The sequence below is a fragment of the Lysobacter sp. A286 genome (assembly GCF_054052105.1).
The window spans coordinates 863,821-884,402 of record NZ_JBSVRJ010000001.1; the positions used below are offsets into that span (position 1 = coordinate 863,821).

The 20,582-nt window shown below is 67.9% G+C and carries 23 protein-coding genes; 1 reads left to right on the top strand and 22 read right to left on the bottom strand.

The genetic code is table 11. The features are described from left to right. The first annotated feature begins 60 nt into the window (after window positions 1-60). Window positions 61-378 (top strand): quaternary ammonium compound efflux SMR transporter SugE, encoded by a 318-nt coding sequence (sugE, locus tag ACW7G0_RS04100; RefSeq protein ID WP_456987793.1) that lies wholly within the window; start codon window positions 61-63, stop codon window positions 376-378. Between the two features lie 30 nt (window positions 379-408). Here sugE and rnt read toward each other — a convergent pair whose 3' ends face one another. The 22 genes from rnt to ACW7G0_RS04210 all read right to left on the bottom strand — a co-directional run bounded on the left by rnt (window position 409) and on the right by ACW7G0_RS04210 (window position 20,420). Continuing rightward, window positions 409-1,098, bottom strand: a complete 690-nt coding sequence (gene rnt / locus ACW7G0_RS04105; RefSeq protein WP_456987795.1) for a ribonuclease T — start codon at window positions 1,096-1,098, stop codon at window positions 409-411. Between the two features lie 25 nt (window positions 1,099-1,123). After that, entirely contained in the window at window positions 1,124-2,023 is a 900-nt protein-coding gene (locus tag ACW7G0_RS04110) for an HvfC family RiPP maturation protein (RefSeq protein WP_456987797.1), read from the bottom strand. Next, window positions 1,998-2,882, bottom strand: coding sequence for an HvfB family MNIO-type RiPP peptide maturase (locus tag ACW7G0_RS04115; protein WP_456987799.1), 885 nt, complete (start codon window positions 2,880-2,882; stop codon window positions 1,998-2,000). Before ACW7G0_RS04115 ends, ACW7G0_RS04110 begins: the two co-directional genes overlap by 26 nt. 25 nt (window positions 2,883-2,907) lie before the next feature. After that, complete coding sequence (locus tag ACW7G0_RS04120; protein ID WP_456961880.1) at window positions 2,908-3,327, bottom strand: HvfA family oxazolone/thioamide-modified RiPP metallophore; 420 nt, start codon at window positions 3,325-3,327, stop codon at window positions 2,908-2,910. Window positions 3,328-3,396: 69 nt separating this feature from the next. Continuing rightward, the gene (gene phoU, locus ACW7G0_RS04125; protein WP_456987800.1) at window positions 3,397-4,128 is read right to left on the bottom strand and encodes a phosphate signaling complex protein PhoU; all 732 of its coding nucleotides are present in this window, start codon (window positions 4,126-4,128) and stop codon (window positions 3,397-3,399) included. A gap of 10 nt (window positions 4,129-4,138) precedes the next feature. Further along, entirely contained in the window at window positions 4,139-4,930 is a 792-nt protein-coding gene (gene pstB / locus ACW7G0_RS04130) for a phosphate ABC transporter ATP-binding protein PstB (protein ID WP_456987802.1), read from the bottom strand. Window positions 4,931-4,976: 46 nt separating this feature from the next. Continuing rightward, window positions 4,977-5,873 carry a phosphate ABC transporter permease PstA gene (pstA, locus tag ACW7G0_RS04135; protein ID WP_456987804.1) on the bottom strand — a complete coding sequence of 299 codons (897 nt, stop codon included), beginning with the start codon at window positions 5,871-5,873 and terminating at the stop codon, window positions 4,977-4,979. After that, a complete protein-coding gene (pstC, locus tag ACW7G0_RS04140; RefSeq protein ID WP_456987806.1) occupies window positions 5,873-6,832 on the bottom strand; it encodes a phosphate ABC transporter permease subunit PstC in 960 nt (319 codons plus the stop codon). The genes pstA and pstC overlap by 1 nt, the downstream gene beginning before the upstream one ends. Before the next feature lie 112 nt (window positions 6,833-6,944). Continuing rightward, window positions 6,945-8,057, bottom strand: a complete 1,113-nt coding sequence (gene pstS / locus ACW7G0_RS04145) for a phosphate ABC transporter substrate-binding protein PstS (RefSeq protein ID WP_456987807.1) — start codon at window positions 8,055-8,057, stop codon at window positions 6,945-6,947. Window positions 8,058-8,162: 105 nt separating this feature from the next. Further along, window positions 8,163-9,314, bottom strand: coding sequence for an OprO/OprP family phosphate-selective porin (locus ACW7G0_RS04150; RefSeq protein ID WP_456987809.1), 1,152 nt, complete (start codon window positions 9,312-9,314; stop codon window positions 8,163-8,165). Window positions 9,315-9,455: 141 nt separating this feature from the next. Next, window positions 9,456-10,175, bottom strand: a complete 720-nt coding sequence (gspN, locus tag ACW7G0_RS04155) for a type II secretion system protein N (protein WP_456987811.1) — start codon at window positions 10,173-10,175, stop codon at window positions 9,456-9,458. Beyond that, a complete protein-coding gene (gspM, locus tag ACW7G0_RS04160) occupies window positions 10,172-10,660 on the bottom strand; it encodes a type II secretion system protein GspM (protein ID WP_456987813.1) in 489 nt (162 codons plus the stop codon). The genes gspN and gspM overlap by 4 nt, the downstream gene beginning before the upstream one ends. After that, window positions 10,657-11,820 carry a type II secretion system protein GspL gene (gspL, locus tag ACW7G0_RS04165; RefSeq protein ID WP_456987815.1) on the bottom strand — a complete coding sequence of 388 codons (1,164 nt, stop codon included), beginning with the start codon at window positions 11,818-11,820 and terminating at the stop codon, window positions 10,657-10,659. The genes gspM and gspL overlap by 4 nt, the downstream gene beginning before the upstream one ends. A 4-nt stretch (window positions 11,821-11,824) precedes the next feature. Then, window positions 11,825-12,796 (bottom strand): type II secretion system minor pseudopilin GspK, encoded by a 972-nt coding sequence (gene gspK, locus ACW7G0_RS04170; RefSeq protein ID WP_456987817.1) that lies wholly within the window; start codon window positions 12,794-12,796, stop codon window positions 11,825-11,827. Between the two features lie 11 nt (window positions 12,797-12,807). Beyond that, a complete protein-coding gene (gspJ, locus tag ACW7G0_RS04175) occupies window positions 12,808-13,488 on the bottom strand; it encodes a type II secretion system minor pseudopilin GspJ (RefSeq protein WP_456987819.1) in 681 nt (226 codons plus the stop codon). Further along, window positions 13,485-13,859 carry a type II secretion system minor pseudopilin GspI gene (gene gspI, locus ACW7G0_RS04180; protein WP_456987821.1) on the bottom strand — a complete coding sequence of 125 codons (375 nt, stop codon included), beginning with the start codon at window positions 13,857-13,859 and terminating at the stop codon, window positions 13,485-13,487. Before gspI ends, gspJ begins: the two co-directional genes overlap by 4 nt. Beyond that, a complete protein-coding gene (locus ACW7G0_RS04185) occupies window positions 13,846-14,325 on the bottom strand; it encodes a GspH/FimT family pseudopilin (protein ID WP_456987822.1) in 480 nt (159 codons plus the stop codon). Before ACW7G0_RS04185 ends, gspI begins: the two co-directional genes overlap by 14 nt. A gap of 3 nt (window positions 14,326-14,328) precedes the next feature. Beyond that, window positions 14,329-14,772, bottom strand: coding sequence for a type II secretion system major pseudopilin GspG (gene gspG, locus ACW7G0_RS04190; RefSeq protein ID WP_456987824.1), 444 nt, complete (start codon window positions 14,770-14,772; stop codon window positions 14,329-14,331). Between the two features lie 9 nt (window positions 14,773-14,781). After that, window positions 14,782-16,002, bottom strand: a complete 1,221-nt coding sequence (gene gspF / locus ACW7G0_RS04195; RefSeq protein ID WP_456987825.1) for a type II secretion system inner membrane protein GspF — start codon at window positions 16,000-16,002, stop codon at window positions 14,782-14,784. Further along, window positions 15,989-17,512, bottom strand: coding sequence for a type II secretion system ATPase GspE (gspE, locus tag ACW7G0_RS04200; RefSeq protein ID WP_456987827.1), 1,524 nt, complete (start codon window positions 17,510-17,512; stop codon window positions 15,989-15,991). The genes gspF and gspE overlap by 14 nt, the downstream gene beginning before the upstream one ends. Further along, entirely contained in the window at window positions 17,509-19,578 is a 2,070-nt protein-coding gene (gene gspD / locus ACW7G0_RS04205; protein ID WP_456987829.1) for a type II secretion system secretin GspD, read from the bottom strand. The genes gspE and gspD overlap by 4 nt, the downstream gene beginning before the upstream one ends. Beyond that, window positions 19,575-20,420: a type II secretion system protein N gene (locus ACW7G0_RS04210; RefSeq protein WP_456987830.1), complete on the bottom strand. Its 846-nt coding sequence runs from the start codon at window positions 20,418-20,420 to the stop codon at window positions 19,575-19,577. Before ACW7G0_RS04210 ends, gspD begins: the two co-directional genes overlap by 4 nt. Between the last annotated feature and the right edge of the window lie 162 nt (window positions 20,421-20,582).

The window sequence follows — 20,582 nt, forward strand, 5'->3', positions numbered from 1 at the left end:
CGGGGACGACCCCGCCGCTCCAGTTCATCCGGGGACGGCCCCATCGATACGGAGAACGTCATGGCCTGGATCATCCTGCTACTCGCCGGCCTGTTTGAAATCGCCTGGGCGATCGGGCTGAAATACACCGAAGGATTTACCCGCCTGTGGCCGACGGTCGGCACCCTGACCGCGATGGCGATCAGTGTCGGCATGCTCGGCATCGCGATGAAGTCGCTGCCGGTCGGGACTGCCTACGCGATCTGGGTGGGTGTGGGCGCAGTGGGCACGGTCATCCTGGGCGTGGTGCTGTTCGACGAGCCGGTGAATGCACTCCGGGTCGGCAGCATCCTGCTGATCATCGCGGGGCTGGTCGGCCTGAAGCTGGCCACGCCGTAGCCTTCACCGCCGCAGCGGCATGGTGGCTATTTACGGCGAGGACGGCATCCGGGCCAGCGGAGCTACACCGGCCATCGGTCCCGGCCACGCATTGACGATTTTGCAGAACAGCTCGGCGGTGCGCTCGGTGTCGTAGACGGCGGAGTGGGCCTCGTTGGCATCCCATTCGAAGCCGGCCGCCTGCACCGCGCGGGCGAGCACGGTCTGGCCGTACGCCACCCCGGCAAGCGTCACGGTGTCGAATACGCTGAAGGGGTGGAACGGGTTGCGCTTGTGACCAACCCGGGTGACCGCGGCATTGAGGAAGTTGAGATCGAAGTGGGCGTTGTGGCCGACCAGGATCGCGCGTTGGCAGCCGTGCTTCTTGCACGCCGCGCGCACCGGGGCGAACACGTGGTCCAGCGCCGCGCGTTCTTCCTTGGCGAGCCGGAACGGGTGGTCCAGCACGATGCCGGTGATCTCCAGCGATTTGGGGTCGATATCCAGGCCGGGCGCGGGCTCCACATGGGCGTTGGTGGTCTCGCCGAGGATCAGCAGCCCGTTTTCATCGATATCCAGCGGCAGTACCGCGATTTCGAGCAGGGCATGGCGGTTCCAGTCGAAGCCGCCGGTTTCCACATCGACCACGACCGGCAGGAAGCCGCGGAAGCGGGTGGCCAGTGGCGAGACCGTTGACGCGTCAGGCGGCGCGGCGGGGGAGGGTGTTGCAGCAGTTGTCATCGCGGAAGCGTAGCAGACGGGTGCGTCAGGCTTGGACTGGCGTTTTTTTTCGGGTGCCGACAATGACGCCGCTCGCTCGCAGTTGTTGCAGCATCACATGGCCCTGTTCGATGAAGGCATCGTCGGCGGCAATCGCGGCTTCCGCGGCCAGAGCCCGCAGCTGGCTGCGGCCATCCAATGCGGGCTGTTGTTCCAGCCTCTGCAGCAGGCGGAACGTCAGCGCGCTGAGTTGCTGGAAGTGGACCTTTCCGGCGGCGTCGCGTTGCAGCAACAGGCAGGTGGGTTCGGTCGGTGGGGTGTCGGGTTGATGGTCGGGGCCGATCCGGTGCACGGGCCATGTGTACGACAGCGGCCACGCCAGCGGCGACACCAGTGGGCGGTCGTCGAGCAGGGCACCGGAGCCTCCGTTGGGATCGGGGGCGATATCGTCGGCGTGTGCTTCGCTGATCTGCAGGGCCAGTTCGACCCACTCGTAATGGGCCAGTTCCGGCAGCCAGGGCGGGGTGTCGCGTCCCGGTGCATGGGCGTGCGCTCCGGCAGGGTTGTCGTCCTGCACGATGCGGGTTTCCAGGTAGCGAACAAATTCGCGCGCCACTTCGGTGAACAGAGGGGTGCGTGAAGGATGGTCTCGATAGAAGTCGCGCACCAATGCCGACCAACGGTCGGTATCGGGCGCACCGCCCAGGATCCGTTTGATCACCGGGAAGTTGCCGGCCAGCATCGACTGCAGGTTGTTGAAGAACAACTCGCGATAGACCTTCAGCCGGCGCGCTTCGATACCGGTGGGCGGCGGCGCGTTGTCAGGATCGCGGATGTAGTCGCTGAGTGCGCGCTGGGCGTTGCTGCCGGTCGCTGCCTCGATGTTGCTGCGGTTGCCTGCACCGTTGGTGATGGAGTCCTCAGGCGACACGGGAGGCCTGGCCATGCGGCGGTTCGCGCTGCTCTGCTCGGTGCGGATCGAGATGCCGGCGCACGATATCCAGCTCGCCCAGCAACTCATCCAGCGGCGGCAGGTTGAAGTCGCGCTCCAGCAGCGTCGGGCGTGGGCCGAATGCACGGTAGGTATGCGCCAGCAACGCCCATACCGGGTCGCTGACGGCCGCACCGTGGGTGTCGATCTTGAGATCCGCGGCTTCGTCAAAGTGGCCGGCGACGTGGAGGTAGGCGATGCGTTCGCCGGGCAGCGCGTACAGGAAGTCGAGGGCGTCGTAGCCGTGGTTGGTCGCGTTGACCACGAGGTTGTTGACGTCCAGCAGCAGGTCGCAATCGGCGCGGTCGAGCACGGCGCGGATGAAGTCGATCTCGCGCATGGCATCGGGCGCGGGCAGGGTGGCGTAGTAGGAGATGTTCTCCACCGCGATGCGCCGGCCCAGTGCGTCCTGGACCCGGCGGATACGCGCCGCGACGTGGTGGACAGCAGCATCGGTGAACGGCAACGGCATCAGGTCGTAGAGCTGGCCCTGATCGTCGCTGCAGGCACTGAGGTGTTCGCTGTAGATCGGGCATTGGTGTGCGTCCAGGAACCGGCGCAGCTTGCCCAGGAAAGTGTCGTCCAGCGGACCGGGCCCGCCGAGTGAAAGCGATAGCCCATGGCACACGAGGGGATGGCGCGAGACGAGTTCCCGAAAGGCCTCACCCAGCGCGCCACCGACGCCGATCCAGTTTTCCGGCGCGGCTTCGAGGAAGTCGAAACTGCCTACCGGCGCCACCCGCAACTCCGGCAGCAAGCCGCGCCGCAGCCCCAGGCCGACGGCATGGGGTGCGAGCGTGGCGGTGGAGGTCATTGCGATGGGGCAGCCATGGCGGGTCTTACATCGAGCCGCACTTGCCCTCGCCGCACTTGCCTTCCGTGTCGGTCTTGGCAGGCATGTCGGCCTTCTTTGCAGCGCGGTGGGCCTTCATCTCATCGGCGTCGATGAAGCCGTCGCCATTGCCATCGTGGGCGGCGAACTTGCTGCTGTCGCCATCATGTGCGGCGGCGAATTCGGCTGGGGACAGCTGGCCGTCCTTGTCGGTATCCATCTTGTCCATGCCGCACATGCCTTCGCCGCACTTGCCCTCGTGGGCGGTTTTCTCGGTAGCTGCCGCGTCCTGTGCGCCGAGCATGTAGCCCTGCGCCAGCGGGGTGGCGGCAAATGCGGAGCTGGCAAGAACGGCGCCAGTGAAGACCAGGCTGCCGGCGAGGGCGGCACTGGCGGCGAAAACGGGCTTGTTCGACTTGTGCGACATGGTGTTGTCTCGTCATTAGCGGCCGCGCCGCGGTGGTGGTAATGCTAGCGCGGTTACGACGCAGGTGGATCAACGCGTGCCGGGGGCTCCCGGTCGGGGCGCCAACGTGTTGCTGTCATCCGCCTTCGGGCGCGGGGGCAGGTCGTCCTCGCCATGGACGAGGAACCAGACGTTCTCGGCGATGTTGGTGGCGTGGTCGCCGATGCGCTCGATGTTCTTGGCCATGAACAGCAGGTGGGTGCACGGGGTAATCACCCGCGGGTCTTCCATCATGTGGGTCAGCAGTTCGCGGAACAGCGCGGTGTAAGCGGTATCGATCGCGACATCGCTTTCGCGCACGCGCTTGGCGGCGGCCACGTCGCTGTCGCGATAGGCCACCAGCACGTCGCGCAACTGGGTCACTGCCAGCCGCCCGATCACCTGCAACCCGCTGATATGCGGCAGCGGTGGTGCCAGGTTCAGCGCGGTGGAGCGTTTGGCGACGTTGGCTGCGTAGTCGCCGATGCGCTCGATATCGGAAGTGATGCGGATCGCCGCCAGGATCTCGCGCAGGTCGCGCGCCATCGGCCCGCGCAGGGCAAGCTTCATGACGTCGTGGCTGATTTCCTGCTCGAGCTGGTCGATCGCCTCGTCGTTGTCGATGATCCGGGTGGCAGCCGAGTCGTCGCGACGGGATACCACGTCCAGCGCGGCTTCCAGTTGGGCGGCGGCCATCTCACCCATGCGCAGGGTCTCGTCGAACAGGCGCTGCTGTTCTTCGTCGTAGCTCTTGACGATGTGTTCGCTGGGAATCGGTGTCATGTCAATGTCCTCAGCCGAAACGGCCGGTGATGTAGTCCTCGGTCTGGCGCTTGGACGGGTTGGAGAAGATGGTGCTGGTCACGTCGTGCTCGATCAGGTCGCCCAGGTACATGAAGGCGGTGTAATCGGACACGCGCGCGGCCTGCTGCATGTTGTGGGTGACCATGACGATGGTGAAATCGTTCTTCAGCTCGGCGACGAGCTGCTCGATGCGGCTGGTCGAGATCGGGTCCAGCGCCGAGGTTGGCTCGTCCAGCAGCAGGACATCCGGGCGCAGCGCGATGGCGCGGGCGATGCACAGACGCTGTTGCTGGCCACCCGACAGGCCCAGTGCGCTGGCCCCCAGTTTATCCTTGACCTCGTCCCACAGCGCGGCCTGGTGCAGGGCGTGTTCGACGCGCACGGCCATCTCCGCCTTAGACAACTTCTCGTGGTGGCGGATCGCGTAGGCAACGTTCTCGAAGATCGTCATCGGGAATGGCACCGGCTTCTGGAACACCATCCCGACCTTGCTGCGCAGCCGGTTCATCGGGTACTTCGGATCGAGGATGTTCTCCCCGTCCAGCAGTACCTCGCCGCTGGCGTCCTGCTTGGGATACAGCGCGTAGATGCGGTTGAACACCCGCAGCAGGGTCGACTTGCCGCAGCCGGACGGGCCGATCAGCGCCGTGACCTGCTTCTCGGGAATCGACAGATTGATCCCCTTGAGCGCATGGAACTTGTCGTAGTGGAAGTCCAGCCCGCGCGCAGCGAGCTTGGCCGTCGCATCGATGGCGACTGCGGGGGACATTGCGTTGGTCATGGCCGGGGCCTTGTGGGTACGCGAAAGGGCGGGGCGTTGCAGGAGCTCAGTCATTGGACACCCGGTGGCGGGAGATGATGGCGCGGGCGACGAGGCTGATCAGCAGCACGAACCCGGTCAGCACCAACGCGCCGCCCCAGGCCAGGTCCTGCCAGCTCTCGTACGGACTGCCGGCGTACTGGTACATCACCACCGGCACGCTGGCGATCGGACCGGTGATGTCGGTGCTCCAGTACTGGTTGCCAAAGGCGGTGAACAGCAGCGGTGCGGTCTCCCCGGAGATCCGGGCCAGCGCCAGCAGGATGCCGGTGACGATACCGGGCATCGCCGAACGGTACATCACCTGCACAATCACCTTCCACTGCGGCACGCCCAGCGACAGCGCGGCTTCGCGCATCTGACCGGGTACCAGGCGCAGCATCTCGTCGGTGGTGCGCAATACCACCGGCAGCACGATGAAGGCCAGCGAGATCGCGCCGGCAATGGCCGAGAAATTGCCGCCGGCCTGCATGACGATCAGGGTGTACACGAACAGGCCCAGCACGATCGACGGCGCCGACAACAGGATGTCATTGACGAAGCGGACCACTGTGCCGATCCGGGTGCTGCGGCCATACTCCGCCAGCCAGGTGCCCGCGGCGATGCCCAGCGGGGTGCCGATCCCGATCGCCATCAGGCACATCACCGCGCTGCCGAAGAAGGCATTGCGCAGGCCACCCTCGGCCATGGGCGGCGGGGTGTCCTGGCTGAACAACGACCACTCGATGGCGCCGATGCCCTTGGCGACCAGCGTCCACAGGATCCAGCCCAGGAACAGCAGGCCGATCGCGGTGGCCACGCAGGACAATCCCAGTGCGACCACATTGCCGATGCGCCGGCGGCGGTACAGCGAATCGGCGACGCGCGCCGATGCGCGCTTGGGGGAGGTAGTGGAGGCGGCCATCAGTTGCCCTCCTTGCGCGACAACTGGGCCAGCATAAGGCGCGCGATCGCGAGCACGATGAAGGTCACGATGAACAGCACAAAGCCCAGTAGCAGCAGGGCGGAGCGGTAGGTTTCGGTGGCCTCGCCGAAATCATTGGCGATCAGCGCGGCGATGGTGGTGCCCGGCTCCAGCAGCGAGGCGGTGAAACGGGTCGAATTGCCGATCACGAACGCGACCGCCATCGTCTCGCCGAGTGCCCGGCCCAGGCCGAGGAAGATGCCGCCGATCACCGCCGAGCGGGTGTACGGCAACACGATGTCCCAGCTGACCTCCCACTTGGTTGAGCCCAGCGCGTAGGCGGATTCCTTCAGCCGCGTCGGGACGGTCAGGAACACCTCACGCATCACCGAACAGATGAACGGCACCACCATGATTGCCAGCACAATGCCGGCGGTGAGCATGCCGATGCCGATCGGTGGCCCCTGGAACAGTGGGCCGATCACCGGTAGCGTGCCCAGGTGCTCGTTGGCCCACGGCGTGACGTATTTGGTCATCACCGGCACCAGCACGAACAGGCCCCACATGCCGTAGATGATCGAGGGGATGCCGGCCAGCAACTCGATTGCGGTTCCAACCGGCCCGCGCAGCCAGCGCGGCGCGACCTCGGTCAGGTAGAACGCGATGCCGAAACTGACCGGTATCGCAAACAGCATCGCGATCGCCGCGGTGACGATGGTGCCGTAGATCGGTACCAGCGCCCCGTAGCGGTTTTCCACCGGGTTCCAATCGGTGCTGAAGAAGAAATCCAGCCCGGTGACCTGCAATGCCTGGCGCCCGCCCCAGAGCATCGACAGCGCCGCCCCGGCAAGCGCCAGCAACACGAACACGACGGTCGCAACCAGCGCGTAGCGGAACCAGCGATCGTTGCGCGCATCCTTGGAATCACGCGTACTGGTTGGCAAGGCAACGGTATTCATCAGTCCAGGAAAACTCCAAGTGGTCGTAGGGCGCATTGTTAATGCGCCCTACGTTCCGATGTCGTGCGTAGGGCGTATTAGGCGAAGCCGTAATACGCCGAACCCCAACCAATCACGGGGTCTTGAACTCCGCCGCCCAATACGCCTCGACCTGCGCCACCAGCTCCGCCGGCAACGGCACGTAATGCAATTGCGATGCCTGCGGTTGGCCGTTCTCCAGCGCCCACTTGAAGAACGCCATCGCGTCCGCGCTGCGCTTGGCATCCTTGGGCTGCTTGTACATCAGGATGAAGTTGGTCGCGGTGATCGGCCATGCCTCGGCGCCCGGGGCGTTGGTGATGACCAGGTTGAAGTCTTTCGCGCCAGCCCAGTCCGCGGTTGCGGCGGCGGCCTGGAACGACTCGGCGCTGGGGGCGACGAAATTGCCGGCGGCGTTTTGCAGCAGGGTATGGGACATCTGGTTCTGGATTGCGTAGGCGAGCTCGACGTAACCGATCGAGCCATCGATCTGCTGCACGTATGACGCCACGCCTTCATTGCCCTTGCCGCCGACGCCGTCGGGCCACTGCACCGACTTGCCTTCGCCGACCGCATCCTTCCATGCCGGGCTGACCTTGTTCAGGTAATTGGTGAAGTTGAACGTGGTGCCCGAGCCGTCCGAGCGCTGGACCAGGTTGATTTTCGTCGCCGGCAGTTCGACGCCGGGGTTGAGCGAAGCGATCGCGGGATCGTTCCAGGTCTTGACCTTGCCCAGGTAGATGTCCGCCAGCAGCGCGCCGGTCAGGCGCAACTCGCCGGGCTCGATGCCTTCAACGTTGACCACCGGCACCACGCCGCCGATGGCCGAAGGGAACTGGCCAAGGCCGGCCTCGGCTAGCTCGGCGCTGTCCAGCGGTGCATCGGAGGAGCCGAAGTCCACTGTCTCGGCCTTGATCTGGGCGATGCCGCCGCCCGAACCGATCGACTGGTAGTTGACCATGTTGCCGGTCGCGGTGTGGTAGTCGGCCGACCACTTGGAGATCAGCGGGAAGATGAAGGTCGCGCCGGCGCCGGTGATCTGCGCGGCAACCTGATCGGTGGCGTCTGCCGAGGCCGTCGAACCGGCGGTGGTGCCGGTATCGGTGGTCGGGGCTGAATCGTTGCCCGAGCAGGCGCTCAGAGCGACCGCAAGGGCGAGGGACAGGGCAGCGGTGCGGACAATAAATCGGGCCGGTGTCGGGTTCATGGGTAACTCCGTGACGGAAAGGGCCGGCTTGATGCCAGCGGGTTGAGCCTATGAAATGATATTTTTGTTACATGTGTATGACAGTCGTGCGGCTTTGTTACAGCGCTACCAATAGAACTGCGCACGCGCCTCGACGATATTGGGGTCGTCGCTGACACCAAGACGCTCGCTGTCGACCTGCACGTAGTTCAGGGCGAACTTGAAGTTTTTGCGCCAGTACAAATTGACGCCGGCGGTCAGTGCGTCCATCTGGCCGCCCTCGACCGTGCCGTCGTCGAGGTCGATCGTGTCGTAGCGCAGGCCAAGCTGCCACATGCCGCGGGCCGGGTCGGCCGGCTTGGCGGTACCGGGCACTCCGCCCTTGTAGCTCCAGCTCTCGCCGGTCAGGTTGTAGAGCGCGCTGAGGTAGCCGCCGCTGGCGCTGTAGTCGGCGTTGTCGTGGCGGCTGACCTCGCCTTGCATGTACTCGCCCTGCAGCTTGAACGGGCCCCGCACCCAGAACGCCTCGGCGCCGGTGGTGGCGAGGCGATCGGTATCGGTGAGCGTGCCGGAGTCGACCAGCCGCACGCCGGCCAGGTCGGCCTGCGGACGGGTGCGCAGGCGCAGGGTGTCAGCGTCGGTGTCTTGGTTCACGTAGGACAGGCCGAAATGAAGGATGTTGCCGTCCTGGTTGATCGGCGCGAAGGTGCCGCGAACGCCATAACCACTGCCATGGGCGCCGCCGCTGGTCAGTTCGCGACCGAAGCTGCTGGCGGTGATGCTCCAGTCGTCCTGGCCATAGCCATAGGCCACGCCGAGCCGACGCGATACCGCGAAGGTGTTGGTGGTCATCGCCTTGGAGATGAAGTCGTTGTTCTTGCTCGACGACAGCTCCTCCAGGCTGCTGGGCTGCTTGAACTGGCCGGCTTGCAGCGTGTGGCCATCGCCGAAGCCGTACTCGACGTTGACATCGAGCCACTTGTCGGACTTGGCGTCGTAACCGACCACCCAGTCGACGTTGCCAGGGCCCTTGCCCTTGAGCACCAGTTCCGCGCGGCGCAGTTCGTAGTCGTGGTCACTGCCGTCGCCGGGATCGCCATCAAGGTTGGCGACGTCGTTGTCGTACCAGCTGCCGTCGGTCTGGACCATGCCCTCGAAACTGATTTCGGAGCCGCCGATGGTGTCGATGGGGACGCCGGCGTGGATCAGTGGTGTCAATGCGGCGAGTGACAGGCCGACAAGGATCCGCGTTGTAAGACGGTTGGGTTTAAGTTTCATTGCGATGTGATGTCAGTACTGGGGAAGTACGCGCAGGTTAAAGGCCGCAAATGACAGAAATGTGACATCCCTGCAATTTTGTGACGTTTTGATTGCATTTGTGTGGAGGTGTCCTCCCCCGGTGACATGGCGACCTGTTGGTCAGTCCGGCCATGTCCCATCGTCGATGCGGACCCGTCCGGCCGGCGTTTGCCGGAACCCGGCCGCCTGCAGCGCCAGCCCGGACAGGTCGTCGGAAGGCTGCACCCGCGAATGTAACCGATAGCGACCGTTACCGTTGATGGTGAAGTTCGCCTCGACGCGTGGGGCGTCGGTAGTGGTCGGAATCGAGGCGAGCACGATCGAGCCGCTGTCGCCATCGCAGTGCACCGGCCCTTGTAACCGGATCGTCTCGGCGAGGCCAGGAACGACCAGTTCCGCCTCGACTGCGCCGCCGCCCTTTTGGCAGCGGCCACCGGCGAACACCAGGCTGGCGTTGTCGAAGGACAGGTGCGCGACCCGCCCCGGCAGCGGCTGGTCGATGTCCAGTTGCAGTTGCCCGTTGCTGTGGTCGATGCCGCTGCGGCGACCGCGCAGCAGGTCGACGGACAGGCCGGACGTTGCCAGCTCGAGCCGTTGCACGCCCAGCAGGAGCGACAGCGGCTCCAGCGCGAGGGTGGCATCACCCAGCGTCTGCCCGCGCCACTCGACCGAACGCAGGCGACCGGACCAGATCGACCCGGATGCGCCGTCCGCCGACAGGCCCAGCGCATCCGGGTCGATGCCGGAGCCCGCCGCCAATACCAGCCGCAGCGGCAGCGTCGCCAGCAGCATCAGCGCCAGGGCCAGTAGGAACCACAACGCCAGCGCGCGACGGCTCATGGCGATGGCGACCGGAAACTGGCTTGTACCTGCAGGCGACCGTTGCGTTCTGCGATGTCGACGGCCATCGGCGCGATGCCGTGCTGCTGGACCAGTCCGTCGAGCCAGCCCAACAACGCCGGTGCGTCGACCGCGTCGATGCCCACTTCGAGCACGCCGGCCTCGTCGATGCGCTGGCGGCTGACCGGCACCTGAGCGGCCGCGGCGGCATCGAGGATGGCGCGGGCAAAATCGTCGGGCGCGGATGCGGCGGGCCGCTGGGCCTGCAGGGTGCGGATCGCAGAGACCCCACGCGTGACCTCGCGCAGGTCGGCGGTGGCGCGGTCAAGGTGGTCGCGCGCCGCATCGCGGGCGCGCTGCAGGGGCGCGACCACACCGAACCACAGCGCGAACGCGGCGATCGCGGCGAACATCACCGCCAGCATCCGTTGCTCGCGGAGTTCACGCGATTGCCAACCGTGCCGGAGCTTGTCGAAGGTGCTCATGCCGATGGCCTCACGGTGATGGCGTACTGGTCGCGGCCGCCAGCGTCGCGACGGCCGGTCTCGGCCAGCTCCAATCCGGCTTCGGCCAGCGCGGTGCGGATGCGTTCCAGTGCGGCCGGTGCAGGTACCACCAGGGTGGCCTGCAGTTCGCCGTCGGCGTAGGCGAGGGCATCGAGTTCGGCGCCGTCGGTCGCCGCGACCGCCGCCAGCAACGCGGCGGCGGCGCGGGCAAAGCCGTCGCCGGCCTGTAGTTCGGCCAGCCGTGCACGCACCGGCGGCAGCGGGTCGGCGTCCTTGTCCAGAGCGGGCAACACCTCGCGGGCGCGGGTGTTGGCCTGGGCTTGCAGGTCGCGCGCGGCGACCTCGTGGCGGATCGCCTGCGCGGCCAGCAACACCAAGGGTGACACCACCAGCACGGCGGCCAGGATTGCCGCGCGGCGGTAGGCCGGCCAACCCTCGCGGTGGGTGGTCTTGCGGGCGAAGGCGTATTGCAGAAGGTCGATCGGCGGCGCCAGCGCATTGACGGCGAACGCGGCTTGGGCTTCCGTTTCAGTCAGGACGCGGCGCGGCCGTTCGCCGATGACCTGGTCGGCCAGTGCCGGTTCGGCGGCGAAGGCCAGCCGTTGGCCGCGGACCAGCCAATGACTATCCATGTCGACGGTGACGACCTCGCCGGCGTCGCCCGCGGACGCGTCGTCGGTCGAAGGCAACAACATAGGCATCGGCACCACGAAGTCGGGCGTCATGCCGAGCGCCGCGGCACGGTCGAGCCAGGCCTGCATCGTCGCCGACTCGACCGCGACCACCTGGCGGCTGCCGTCGTCCGCGGCCGGCGCGATCGCGAGATGCAGCGTGTCGACCGGGCCGGCGACATGTTCCGCGACCAGCACGCGCGCCGCCGCCACCGCCTGCACCGGATTGCGCGTCGGCAGCTCCAACCATGTCGACAGGCATTCGATGCCGGGTACAGCCAGCACCTGCCGGGAAGGGGGCTGGGTCGCAGCGGTGGTCAGGGGCGTACCGTCGTCGACCGTGCGCCGCGCGAGCACGCGGCCGCCCCCATCGACCTGAAGGCAGGTGGCCGCGGCTGCGGGCGTTGCCGGGAGCAACAGCAAGAGGGTGCTGGGGTTCATCGCGATGGGCTCACGCGGGGTCGTCATGTGGTTATTCCAGTGGCGCCAGGCGGCGCTCGACCAGCCAGGTGCGGCCGGCGTCGTGTTCGAACAACGCGCTCGACACCACCTGCGCGCCGGCGTACTCGATCTGCGACTGCAGGGCGAAGAACCGCGTCCACAGCGCGACCTGTTCCTTCGCCGACGCCAGCGGTTTGATCCCGTCCAGCAGCCGGTGCGACCAGAAGGTGTCGGCGTCCGGCCAGCCGCCAGGAGGGCGCGCGCGGATCAGCCGGCGTGCCGCATCCAGGCCGAGCGCACCGTCGGTCAGCATCACCAGCAGCACGGCATCGTCTTCTTCGAGAGTGTTGAGGTTGATCGGCGACAGTGTGTCGGTCGGCAACGCGCACACGTGCGGGCGCAGGCGGGTGTAGGTGTCGTCGTCGAAGCCGGCGATCGCGCGCAGCTCGCTGGGTTCGGCCAGCAGCGCGCCGCTGGTGCGCTGGGCCGGCGTGCGCGACAGGTAGGTCGCGTCCTCGGCGCCGAGAGCGCCGGGCACGCTGTCGGAATCGATCCAGTCCACCAGCGCGTCGACCAGTGCGTCGGCCTGATGCGCGGGGACGTCGAGCGCCCGCAGCAGCGCGCCGAACTGTTGGCTGCCCTCGTCGTATCGCTGCCACAGCTCGGGCGCACCCTTGACCACGCTGTTGAGGTTGAAGCAGGTGGTGGCGTCGGACAGCCGCGCGCTGATCGCGCCGTGCTCGACCGGGAATACGAACGGCCGGTCGTTCCAGTCGCCGACCAGCGTGGTGCGGCCCGGGTCGCGCGTCGACAGCCGGTCGATCTGCGCCATCGCCAGCGTTTCCGCGCCGCGTGCGTACCACTGCGCCTGCGCCATCGATTGCGCGTTGGATGCCCGGCGCAGGCCGAAGCGGATGTCGTCCAGCACGCTCATCACCAGCACCGACATCACCGCAACCAGCAGCAATACGGTCAGCAATGCGACGCCCGACTGCCGCTTCACGAACCGGCGCTTCACGAACTGCCGCCCGGCAGCAGGAACAACTGTTCGATCCGACCCAGTCCTTCCAGTTGCAGCTGCAGCCGCATGGCATCGGGCATCGCCGTCGCGCCGCCGGGCCAGCCGTCGATCCATTGGCCGCGGTAGTGGTAGCCGATCGTCGCCGACTCGATCCCCGCGAGCATCACCTGCGGCACGCCCGGCGCGGCACCGTCGAGCGCGGTGCGGACGCTGCGTTCGAGCTGGCCGTCGACCAGCCGGTACTCGACGTACTGCATCGATGCACGCGGTTCGGCGTCGGGATTGGTCCAGCCGCGGCGGACCAATGCCAACAGTGGCGCCGCGCCGGACATCGCCCGGCCTTCGCCCGCGGTGCTGCCGACGAAGGCGTTGCGCGCGGGCGTGCCGTCGCGTTCGCGCACCCGGCGCACGGCCGCCTGGGCGAGGTCGGCCTTGAGCAGGGCGCGCGCGCGCTGGAACTCGCCGAGCCGATCCATCCGCGCCTGCACCACGCCCTGGTTGTCGGCGGCGTACGCCATCACCGAGACCCCGACCGCCGACAACAAGGCGAAGACCAGCAGGGCGACCAGCATCTCGACCAGGGTGAAGCCGGCTGCCCTGGCGGCATCGCCGCCAAGCCGGCTGAACGCCGCGCCGCTGTGCTGCGTGGCCGGACTGAAGCCGCGTGCATTCATTGCACGCTCCGGAACACGTTGGCTTCCGCGGTGACGCGGTCATCGCCGGCGGGCATCACGTTGACGTCGATCCGGACGATCGCGGCCATGTCGGTCGGGCTTACGGTGCGGGTCCAGCGCCACTCGCGGTCTCCGGCGGACTCGGTGCCGGCGGATTGCGAAGCCAGTTGCGAGGGCGTCGCCAGCATCGCCTCGACCGCGCGGTTGTCGGCGACCACGCCGGCCAGCACGCGCTCCTCGATCACCACGGCGGTGCGGGTGTTCTCGCCGGCCAGGTTCAACAACGCCAGCGCGACCAGGCTGAACACCGCCATCGCGACCAGCATCTCGATCAGCGAGAAGCCCCGCGCGGGCCGATCAGCGCGGCGCATCGACCTTCACCTCGCCAGCGGCGTCCACGCCGACCCGGAGCTGTTGGCCGTTGCGCGCCAGCCGCACCTGCTCCTCGCGGCCGCCACCGGTCGGTTCGAACCGGAAGCTGACCTGCTCGCGGTCGCCATCGAGCATCGCGACGGTGCCATCGGCCCATGCCACCGGCCCGAACGCGCCCTCGTCCAGCGGCTCCCATTGACCGAAGTTTTGCCGCGCGAAGGCGTAACCCCGCGCGTCGACGACCACCTGCACCGCGCGGGTGGTCATGATCGCCTCCTCCTGCGCGCGTACCAGCCGCGCGGCGAGGGTGTCGGCTTCCCGCGCAAGCGTGCCGGCGTCACCCGGCGCGGTCAGCACTACCGCCACGCCCATCAACCCGACGATCACCAGCACCACCATCAGCTCCACCAACGTGAAGCCGCGCAGGCGCGCAGGGAGCCGCGAACAGGTGGGCTGGCGCGACAACGGTCAGTTCCAGTTGCCGATGTCGGTGTTGTCGGCTTCGCCACCCGCCGCGCCATCGGCGCCGAACGAATAGATGTCGAACGCGCCGCGCTCGCCGGGCTGGCGGTACTGGTAAGGGTTGCCCCACGGGTCGGTCGGCAGGCGACGGATGTAGCCGCCGCGACGGTAGCGCTCGGGTCGGGCGAGGCCGGAGGGCGCGCGCAGCAGGGCATCGAGGCCATACTCGGTGCGCGGGTAGACGAGGTTCTCGAGGCGGTAGGTCTCGACGGCTTGTTCCAGCACCGACACGTCGGCGCGGGCCTTCTCGACCATCGCGCGGTCCTGGCTGGGCATGACGTTGATCATCACCACGGTGGCGAGCAGGCCGATGATGACGATCACCACCATCAGTTCGACCAGGGTGAAACCGGCGTTGTTGCGGCGGCGCGGAGTGGGGGTGGCTTGCATGGGGTTTCCTCAACCAAGGACCAGGGAATTGAACTGCAGGATCGGCAGCAGGATCGCGAGCACGATCACCGCGACCACGCCGCCCAGGACGACGATGATGATCGGCTCCAGCAGGCTCATCGCGACCGAGGTGAAGGTGTTGAATTCACGTTCGAGGTAGTCGGCGGCGCGCTCCAGCATCGGTGCCAGGCGGCCGCTGTTCTCGCCGCTGCCGGTCATGTACAGCAGCGTCGGCGGGAACACCCCGGCGCGACGCATCGCGCTCGACAGGCTGCCGCCTTCGCGGATCGAGGCGACCATGGTGTCGGTCGCCGCGCGCAGCACCCGGTTGTGCACGGTGCGTGCGGTGATGACCAGGCCCTCCATCATCGGCAGGCCGCTGGCGAGCATGATCGACAGCGTGCGCGCCATCTGCGCGGCATGGACGTCGCGGACGAGGCGGCCGAGCAATGGCGTCTTCAACACCAGCGCGTCGAAGCGCAGCCGGAACGGCGGGCGTCGCAGCATCCGCATGAACGCCACCACGCCCAGGGCCAGCAGCACCAGCGCCAGCAGGCCCCAGTTCGCCATCAAGTCGGAGATGCCGATCACGATCCTGGTCAGCATCGGCAGCTCGCGGCCCATCGAGTCGAACTGCTCGACCACCTTGGGCACCACGAACGCCATCAGCGCGATCACCACCGCGACCGCCGTCAGCGCCAGCGCCGCCGGGTAGACCAGCGCGGTGACCAACTTGCCGCGGACCTCCTGCTCGCGTTCGAGCAGGTCGGCGAGGCGCTCGAGGATGTCGGGCAGCGCGCCGGAGCCTTCGCCGGCGGCGACCATCGCCCGGTACAGCGGCGGGAACGCCTTGCCCTGGCGCGCCATAGCGTCGGACAGGCGGAAGCCTTCAAGCACCTGCGCGTGGGTGGCCATCAGCACCCGACGCACCGCGCGCTTCTCGGCCTGCGCGCCGATCGTGCGCAGCGCCTCTTCCAGTGGCGCGGCCGAGACCAGGGTCGCCAGCTGGCGGGTGACCAGGGCGACGTCCTTGGTGGTGAAGCGGTCGAAGACGCCCGCGAGCGACCCGCCGGGCGCCGGCTCACCCCCGACGCGGGCCGGTTCCAGCCGGACCGGCACCAGGCGCCGGCGTTGCAGCCGCGCGCGGGCGTCTTTCGGGTCGGCCGCGTCGAGCCGGCCGCTGCGGTTGCGGCCGCGCTCGTCGAGCGCGTCGTAGTCAAACGCCGGCATGGCTGGCGCCCTCAGCCGGCATCGGGTGGTTGTCGTCGTCGCGGGTCACGCGCAGCGCTTCTTCCAGCGTGGTCGCACCACTGGCGACCGCGGCGCGCGCCGATCCCGCCAGTCGGTCGGCGCGGGCGAACGCGGCACGGGCGAGGGTGTCCTCGTCGGCGTTGTCGCCGATCAGTCGGCGCATTTCGTCGTCGATGGCGATGGCTTCGTACACGCCCATCCGTCCGGCGTAACCGGTGTGGTTGCAGCGCGCGCAGCCGACGGACTGGTAGAGCATGCCGTCGAAGTCGCGGCCCATCAGTCGGAGGCCCAACGCATCGGCCGGACGCGGTGCGCGGCAATGCGTGCACAACCGCCGCACCAGCCGCTGCGCCAGCACCAGCCGCACGGTCGAGGCGAGCAGGAACGGTTCCATCCCCATGTCGCGCAGCCGGGTGATCGCGCCGACGGCGTCGTTGGTGTGCACGGTCGACAGCACCAGGTGGCCGGTCAGGCTGGCCTGCACCGCGATCTGCGCGGTCTCGGGATCGCGGATCTCGCCAACCATCACCACGTCCGGATCCTGCCGGAGGATCGCGCGCAGCCCGGCGGCGAAGGTCATGCCGACCTTGGTGTTGACCTGGGTCTGGCCGATGCCGTCCATCGCATACTCGACCGGATCCTCCACGGTGAGGATGTTGCGGCTGCCGTCGTTGAGCAGGGCCAGTCCGGCATACAGGGTGGTGGTCTTGCCGGAGCCGGTCGGGCCGGTCACCAGCACGATGCCGTTGGGCACGTGCAAGGCCTTGTTGAACGCGGCCTCGACCGCGGCCGGCATGCCGAGCTGTTCCAGTGTCAGCGTGCCCTGGTCCTTGTCGAGGATTCGCAGCACCACCCGCTCGCCGCCGCGCGCGGGCAGTGTGGACACGCGCACGTCGAGCGCCTTGGCGCCCATCGCCACCGAGATGCGACCGTCCTGCGGGATGCGCTTCTCGGCGATGTCGAGCCGTGCCATCACCTTGACCCGCGACACCAGCAACGGCGCGATCCGGCTCGACAGGCTGACCGCCTCACGCATCACGCCATCGATCCGGAAGCGCACCCGCAACGCGGCCTCGGACGGCTCGATATGGATGTCGGAAGCGCCCAGCCGCGCGCCCTCGGCGATGAGGCCGTTGATCAGGCGGATGATCGGGGCGTCGTCCTGGCTTTCCAGCAGGTCGGCGGTGGCCGGGATGTCCTCGACCAGCGAATCCAGGCTGCCGTGCATGTCGAGCTGGTCGACCGCCTCGGTGGTGCCGAGGCCGGCGTCGGCGTAGACCTCCGACAGCTTGCGGTCGAACGCGGCGCGCGGCAGCCGCGCGACCTGCAGTGGCCGGCCGAGCGTGCGACGGACCTCGATCAGCGGGGTCGCCGTGGCGTCGTCGCGCAGGCCGACATGGATCGATTCCGTATCGGCCGCGCCGTCGAGCACGACCACGCCGTGCCGCTTGGCGAACGCGTAGGGCAGCGACGGCAGGGCGGCGGTCATGGGGTGGGCAGGGCTTCGGGGGTCACGGCCCCGGCGGCCGGCGCCGGGTTGCTTCCGACCGGCGGCGCCACCGGTGGATTCGTGCGCAGGTAGTCGCGCACCAGCACGTCGAGTGCCGCCTCGCGCTGCTTGCCGTCATCGAGCTGCAGCTGCGAGTTGCGCATGTAGTCGTAGCGCGGCGCGGTCACGCGCTGGGCATCCTCCGGTCCGCCGACGATGGTCGGGCGGATGAACACCATCAGGTTGGTCTTGTCCTTGGACCGGCCGGTGGAGCGGAACAGGCTGCCGAGGATCGGGATGTCGCCCAGCAGCGGTACCTTGTCGACCGAACTGCGCTCGGCCTGGTCGAGCAGGCCGCCGAGCACGACGATGGCGCCGTCGTCGACCAGCACCCGGGTCTCGATCTCGCGCTTGTTGAGGATCAGCTCGTTGAAGTCGGCCGAGACCGGCCCGGCGATCGACGACACTTCCTGCCGCAACTGCAGGGTGATGCCGCCACCGGCGTTGATCTGCGGGGTGACCTCCAGCTGGATGCCGACGTCCTGTCGTTCGATGGTGCGGAACGGATTGGAATTGCTGTCGCCGAGTACTTCGCCGGAGGTGATCGGCACTTCCTGGCCGACCAGGATCCGCGCAGGCTCGTTGTCCAGGGTCATGATCGACGGCGTCGACAGAAGGTTGGAACCGTTGTCGCTCTTGACCGCATTGATGATCAGCCCGAACAGGGTGTCGCCGGCGCTGCCCGCGATGCCTGCCAGCCCGCCGGTCAGCCCGAGCAAGGATTGCATCGCGGCGTTGCGGGCGGTCTCGGCGAGGTTGGAGTCGTCGTCCTTGAGCAGCGCCGCGCCGGCCAGCTCGGTGATGCCCGGCCCGGAGTTGCGGAACTGGCTGATTCCGAACGGCACGCCGTCCTTGTTGGCGGCGGCGATCTGCGCGCCGAGCTCGCTGGCGGCATCGTCGGAAATCTCGACCACGATCGCCTCGACCAGCACCTGTTGGCGGCGCACGTCGAGTTGCTTGATCACGCTCAGCAGGGTGCGCTGGGTTTCGGGGTCGGCGTTGATGATCAGCGCGTTCTGGCCGGGCGCGCGGACCAGGGTCGGGCGCTTGCCGGGCACCGCCGAGATCAGCTGGCCCTGGTTCGTATCGATGCTGACGCCGGCTGCACTGGCGCTGACCTGGGTCTGCGCACCGGTGTCGCCCATCGCGTCGGTGGGTTGCCCCACCAGTTGCTGCAACACCGGCAACAATTGTTCCGCGCTGGCGTGCTGCAGCTGGACCACGTGCAGGTCGCCGGTGCTTTCGGCGCGGCGGTCGAGTTCCAGCACCATCTGCACCACGCGCTGGATCACCTCCGGGCTGCCGCGGACCACGATCGAGTTGCTGCTCGGCACCGGCAGGATCGACATCGCCGCGTTGCCGCCCTCGGCCCCACCCATGCCGAACAACTGGTTGACGGTGGCGGCGATCTCGCGCGCCGAGCTGTTGCGCAGGGTGACGGTGTCGATCGAGGCGCGGTCGGTGTCGATCTGGGCGATCAGCCCGCGGATCCGGCGCAGGTTGTCGGCGTAGTCGGCCACCAGCAGGCTGTTGCCCTGGGGGGTGGCGATGACCACGCCGCCGCGGCCGACCAGCGGTTTGATGGTTTCCGCCGCGATCCGCGCGTCGACCCGTTGCAGGGCGATGATGTCGGTCGCGAAGCCGGTCGCGCCGCCGCCCGCCGAGCGCGGCTGCTGCGCGGCGGTGTCGTCGGGGACGACGCGGTAGGTGCCGGCGCCTGCGGGCACGGCGATCAGGCCGTTGGCGCGCAGGATCGTCAGCAGCACGCCGAGCAGTTCCGACTCGCTCATCGGCTTGTCGTTGGAGAAGTTGACCGTGCCCTGCACACGCGGGTCGACAATGAAGTTGGTGCCGGTGGCGCGGGCCACGTCCTGGATGAAGGCGCGGATGTCGGCGTTGCGCACGTTGAACGCCTCCGGCTCGGCGGCCGACTGCGCGATCGCCGGGTGCATGGGTTGCAGCGCCAGCGCGAATGCAAGCACGGCGGCGAGGAAGGGACGGCTCATCGGGGTGCCTGCAGGGTGGTGGTGTGGGTCTTGCCGTCGCGCTGGTACTGGATGGTCAATTGGGCCTGGCCTTTCAGTTCGTCCTGCAATCCCGCCAGCCGGGCGGGGTCGAGCGGGCGTCCGTTGACCGACAGCACCACGTCGCCGGGTCGCAGGCCGGCCGGTTGCAGCAGCGCGGCGCCGGCGCCGGCGGTGATTGCGTAGCCGCCACCTTGGCTCTCGATGAGGCCGGTTGCGGTCGATGATTGACGCGGCATCGCAGGGGTACCGGTCGATGCGGCCGGGAAGGGGGGTGCGGTCGCGGCTGGCGGCGCCGTCGGCCTGAGGTTGCCAACCGGCAGCGTCTTCGCTGCGGGCGTGGCGCCCGCGGTGGCAAGCGGCGGCAGCTCCAGCCGGTGCCGGGCACCATTGGCGGCCAGCACCGCGTGCTCGGTGCCGACGGATTCCAGCACGATGCCCGGCGCAATCTCGTGGCTTACCGCGTACGACGCCTGGTCGCCATCCTTGCCAAGGATCGCCGACCCGCGCATTGCCGAAGCAGTGCCACCGTCGCTGCGCACGCCGAACAGGGTGTAGCCGAGCGCATCGCGGCTTGCGGTGCTGGGCGCCCGGGCGGAGCGGAAGAACACATCGGTCAGCGGCAGGGATGGCGGGGCCGGAGGGGCAACCGCGGGCCCGGTCATCGCACCACCGATCGGCCCGGTCGGGGTCAGCGCCAACCACGCCAACCGCGCTACCTGCAGCGCGAGCAGTGTCACCAGCACCAGTTCCGCCCCGACTGGAAGCCGGGCGCGCCACTGGGTGAACTGGTCAGGGGAAAGCCGGTTGGGAAGCAAGTGCATGGGTCCTGCGGAGGCCGGGACACCGATATTTCAGGCGTGCGCACAGGATGAGATGGTTTGGTTACGGTTTGATTGCAGTTGACACATAAGGTTGCGGCGACTGTCATGGTCCGCGGCGGACAATAAAAAGCCCGGCAGGTTTCCCCGCCGGGCCGCTGCGTC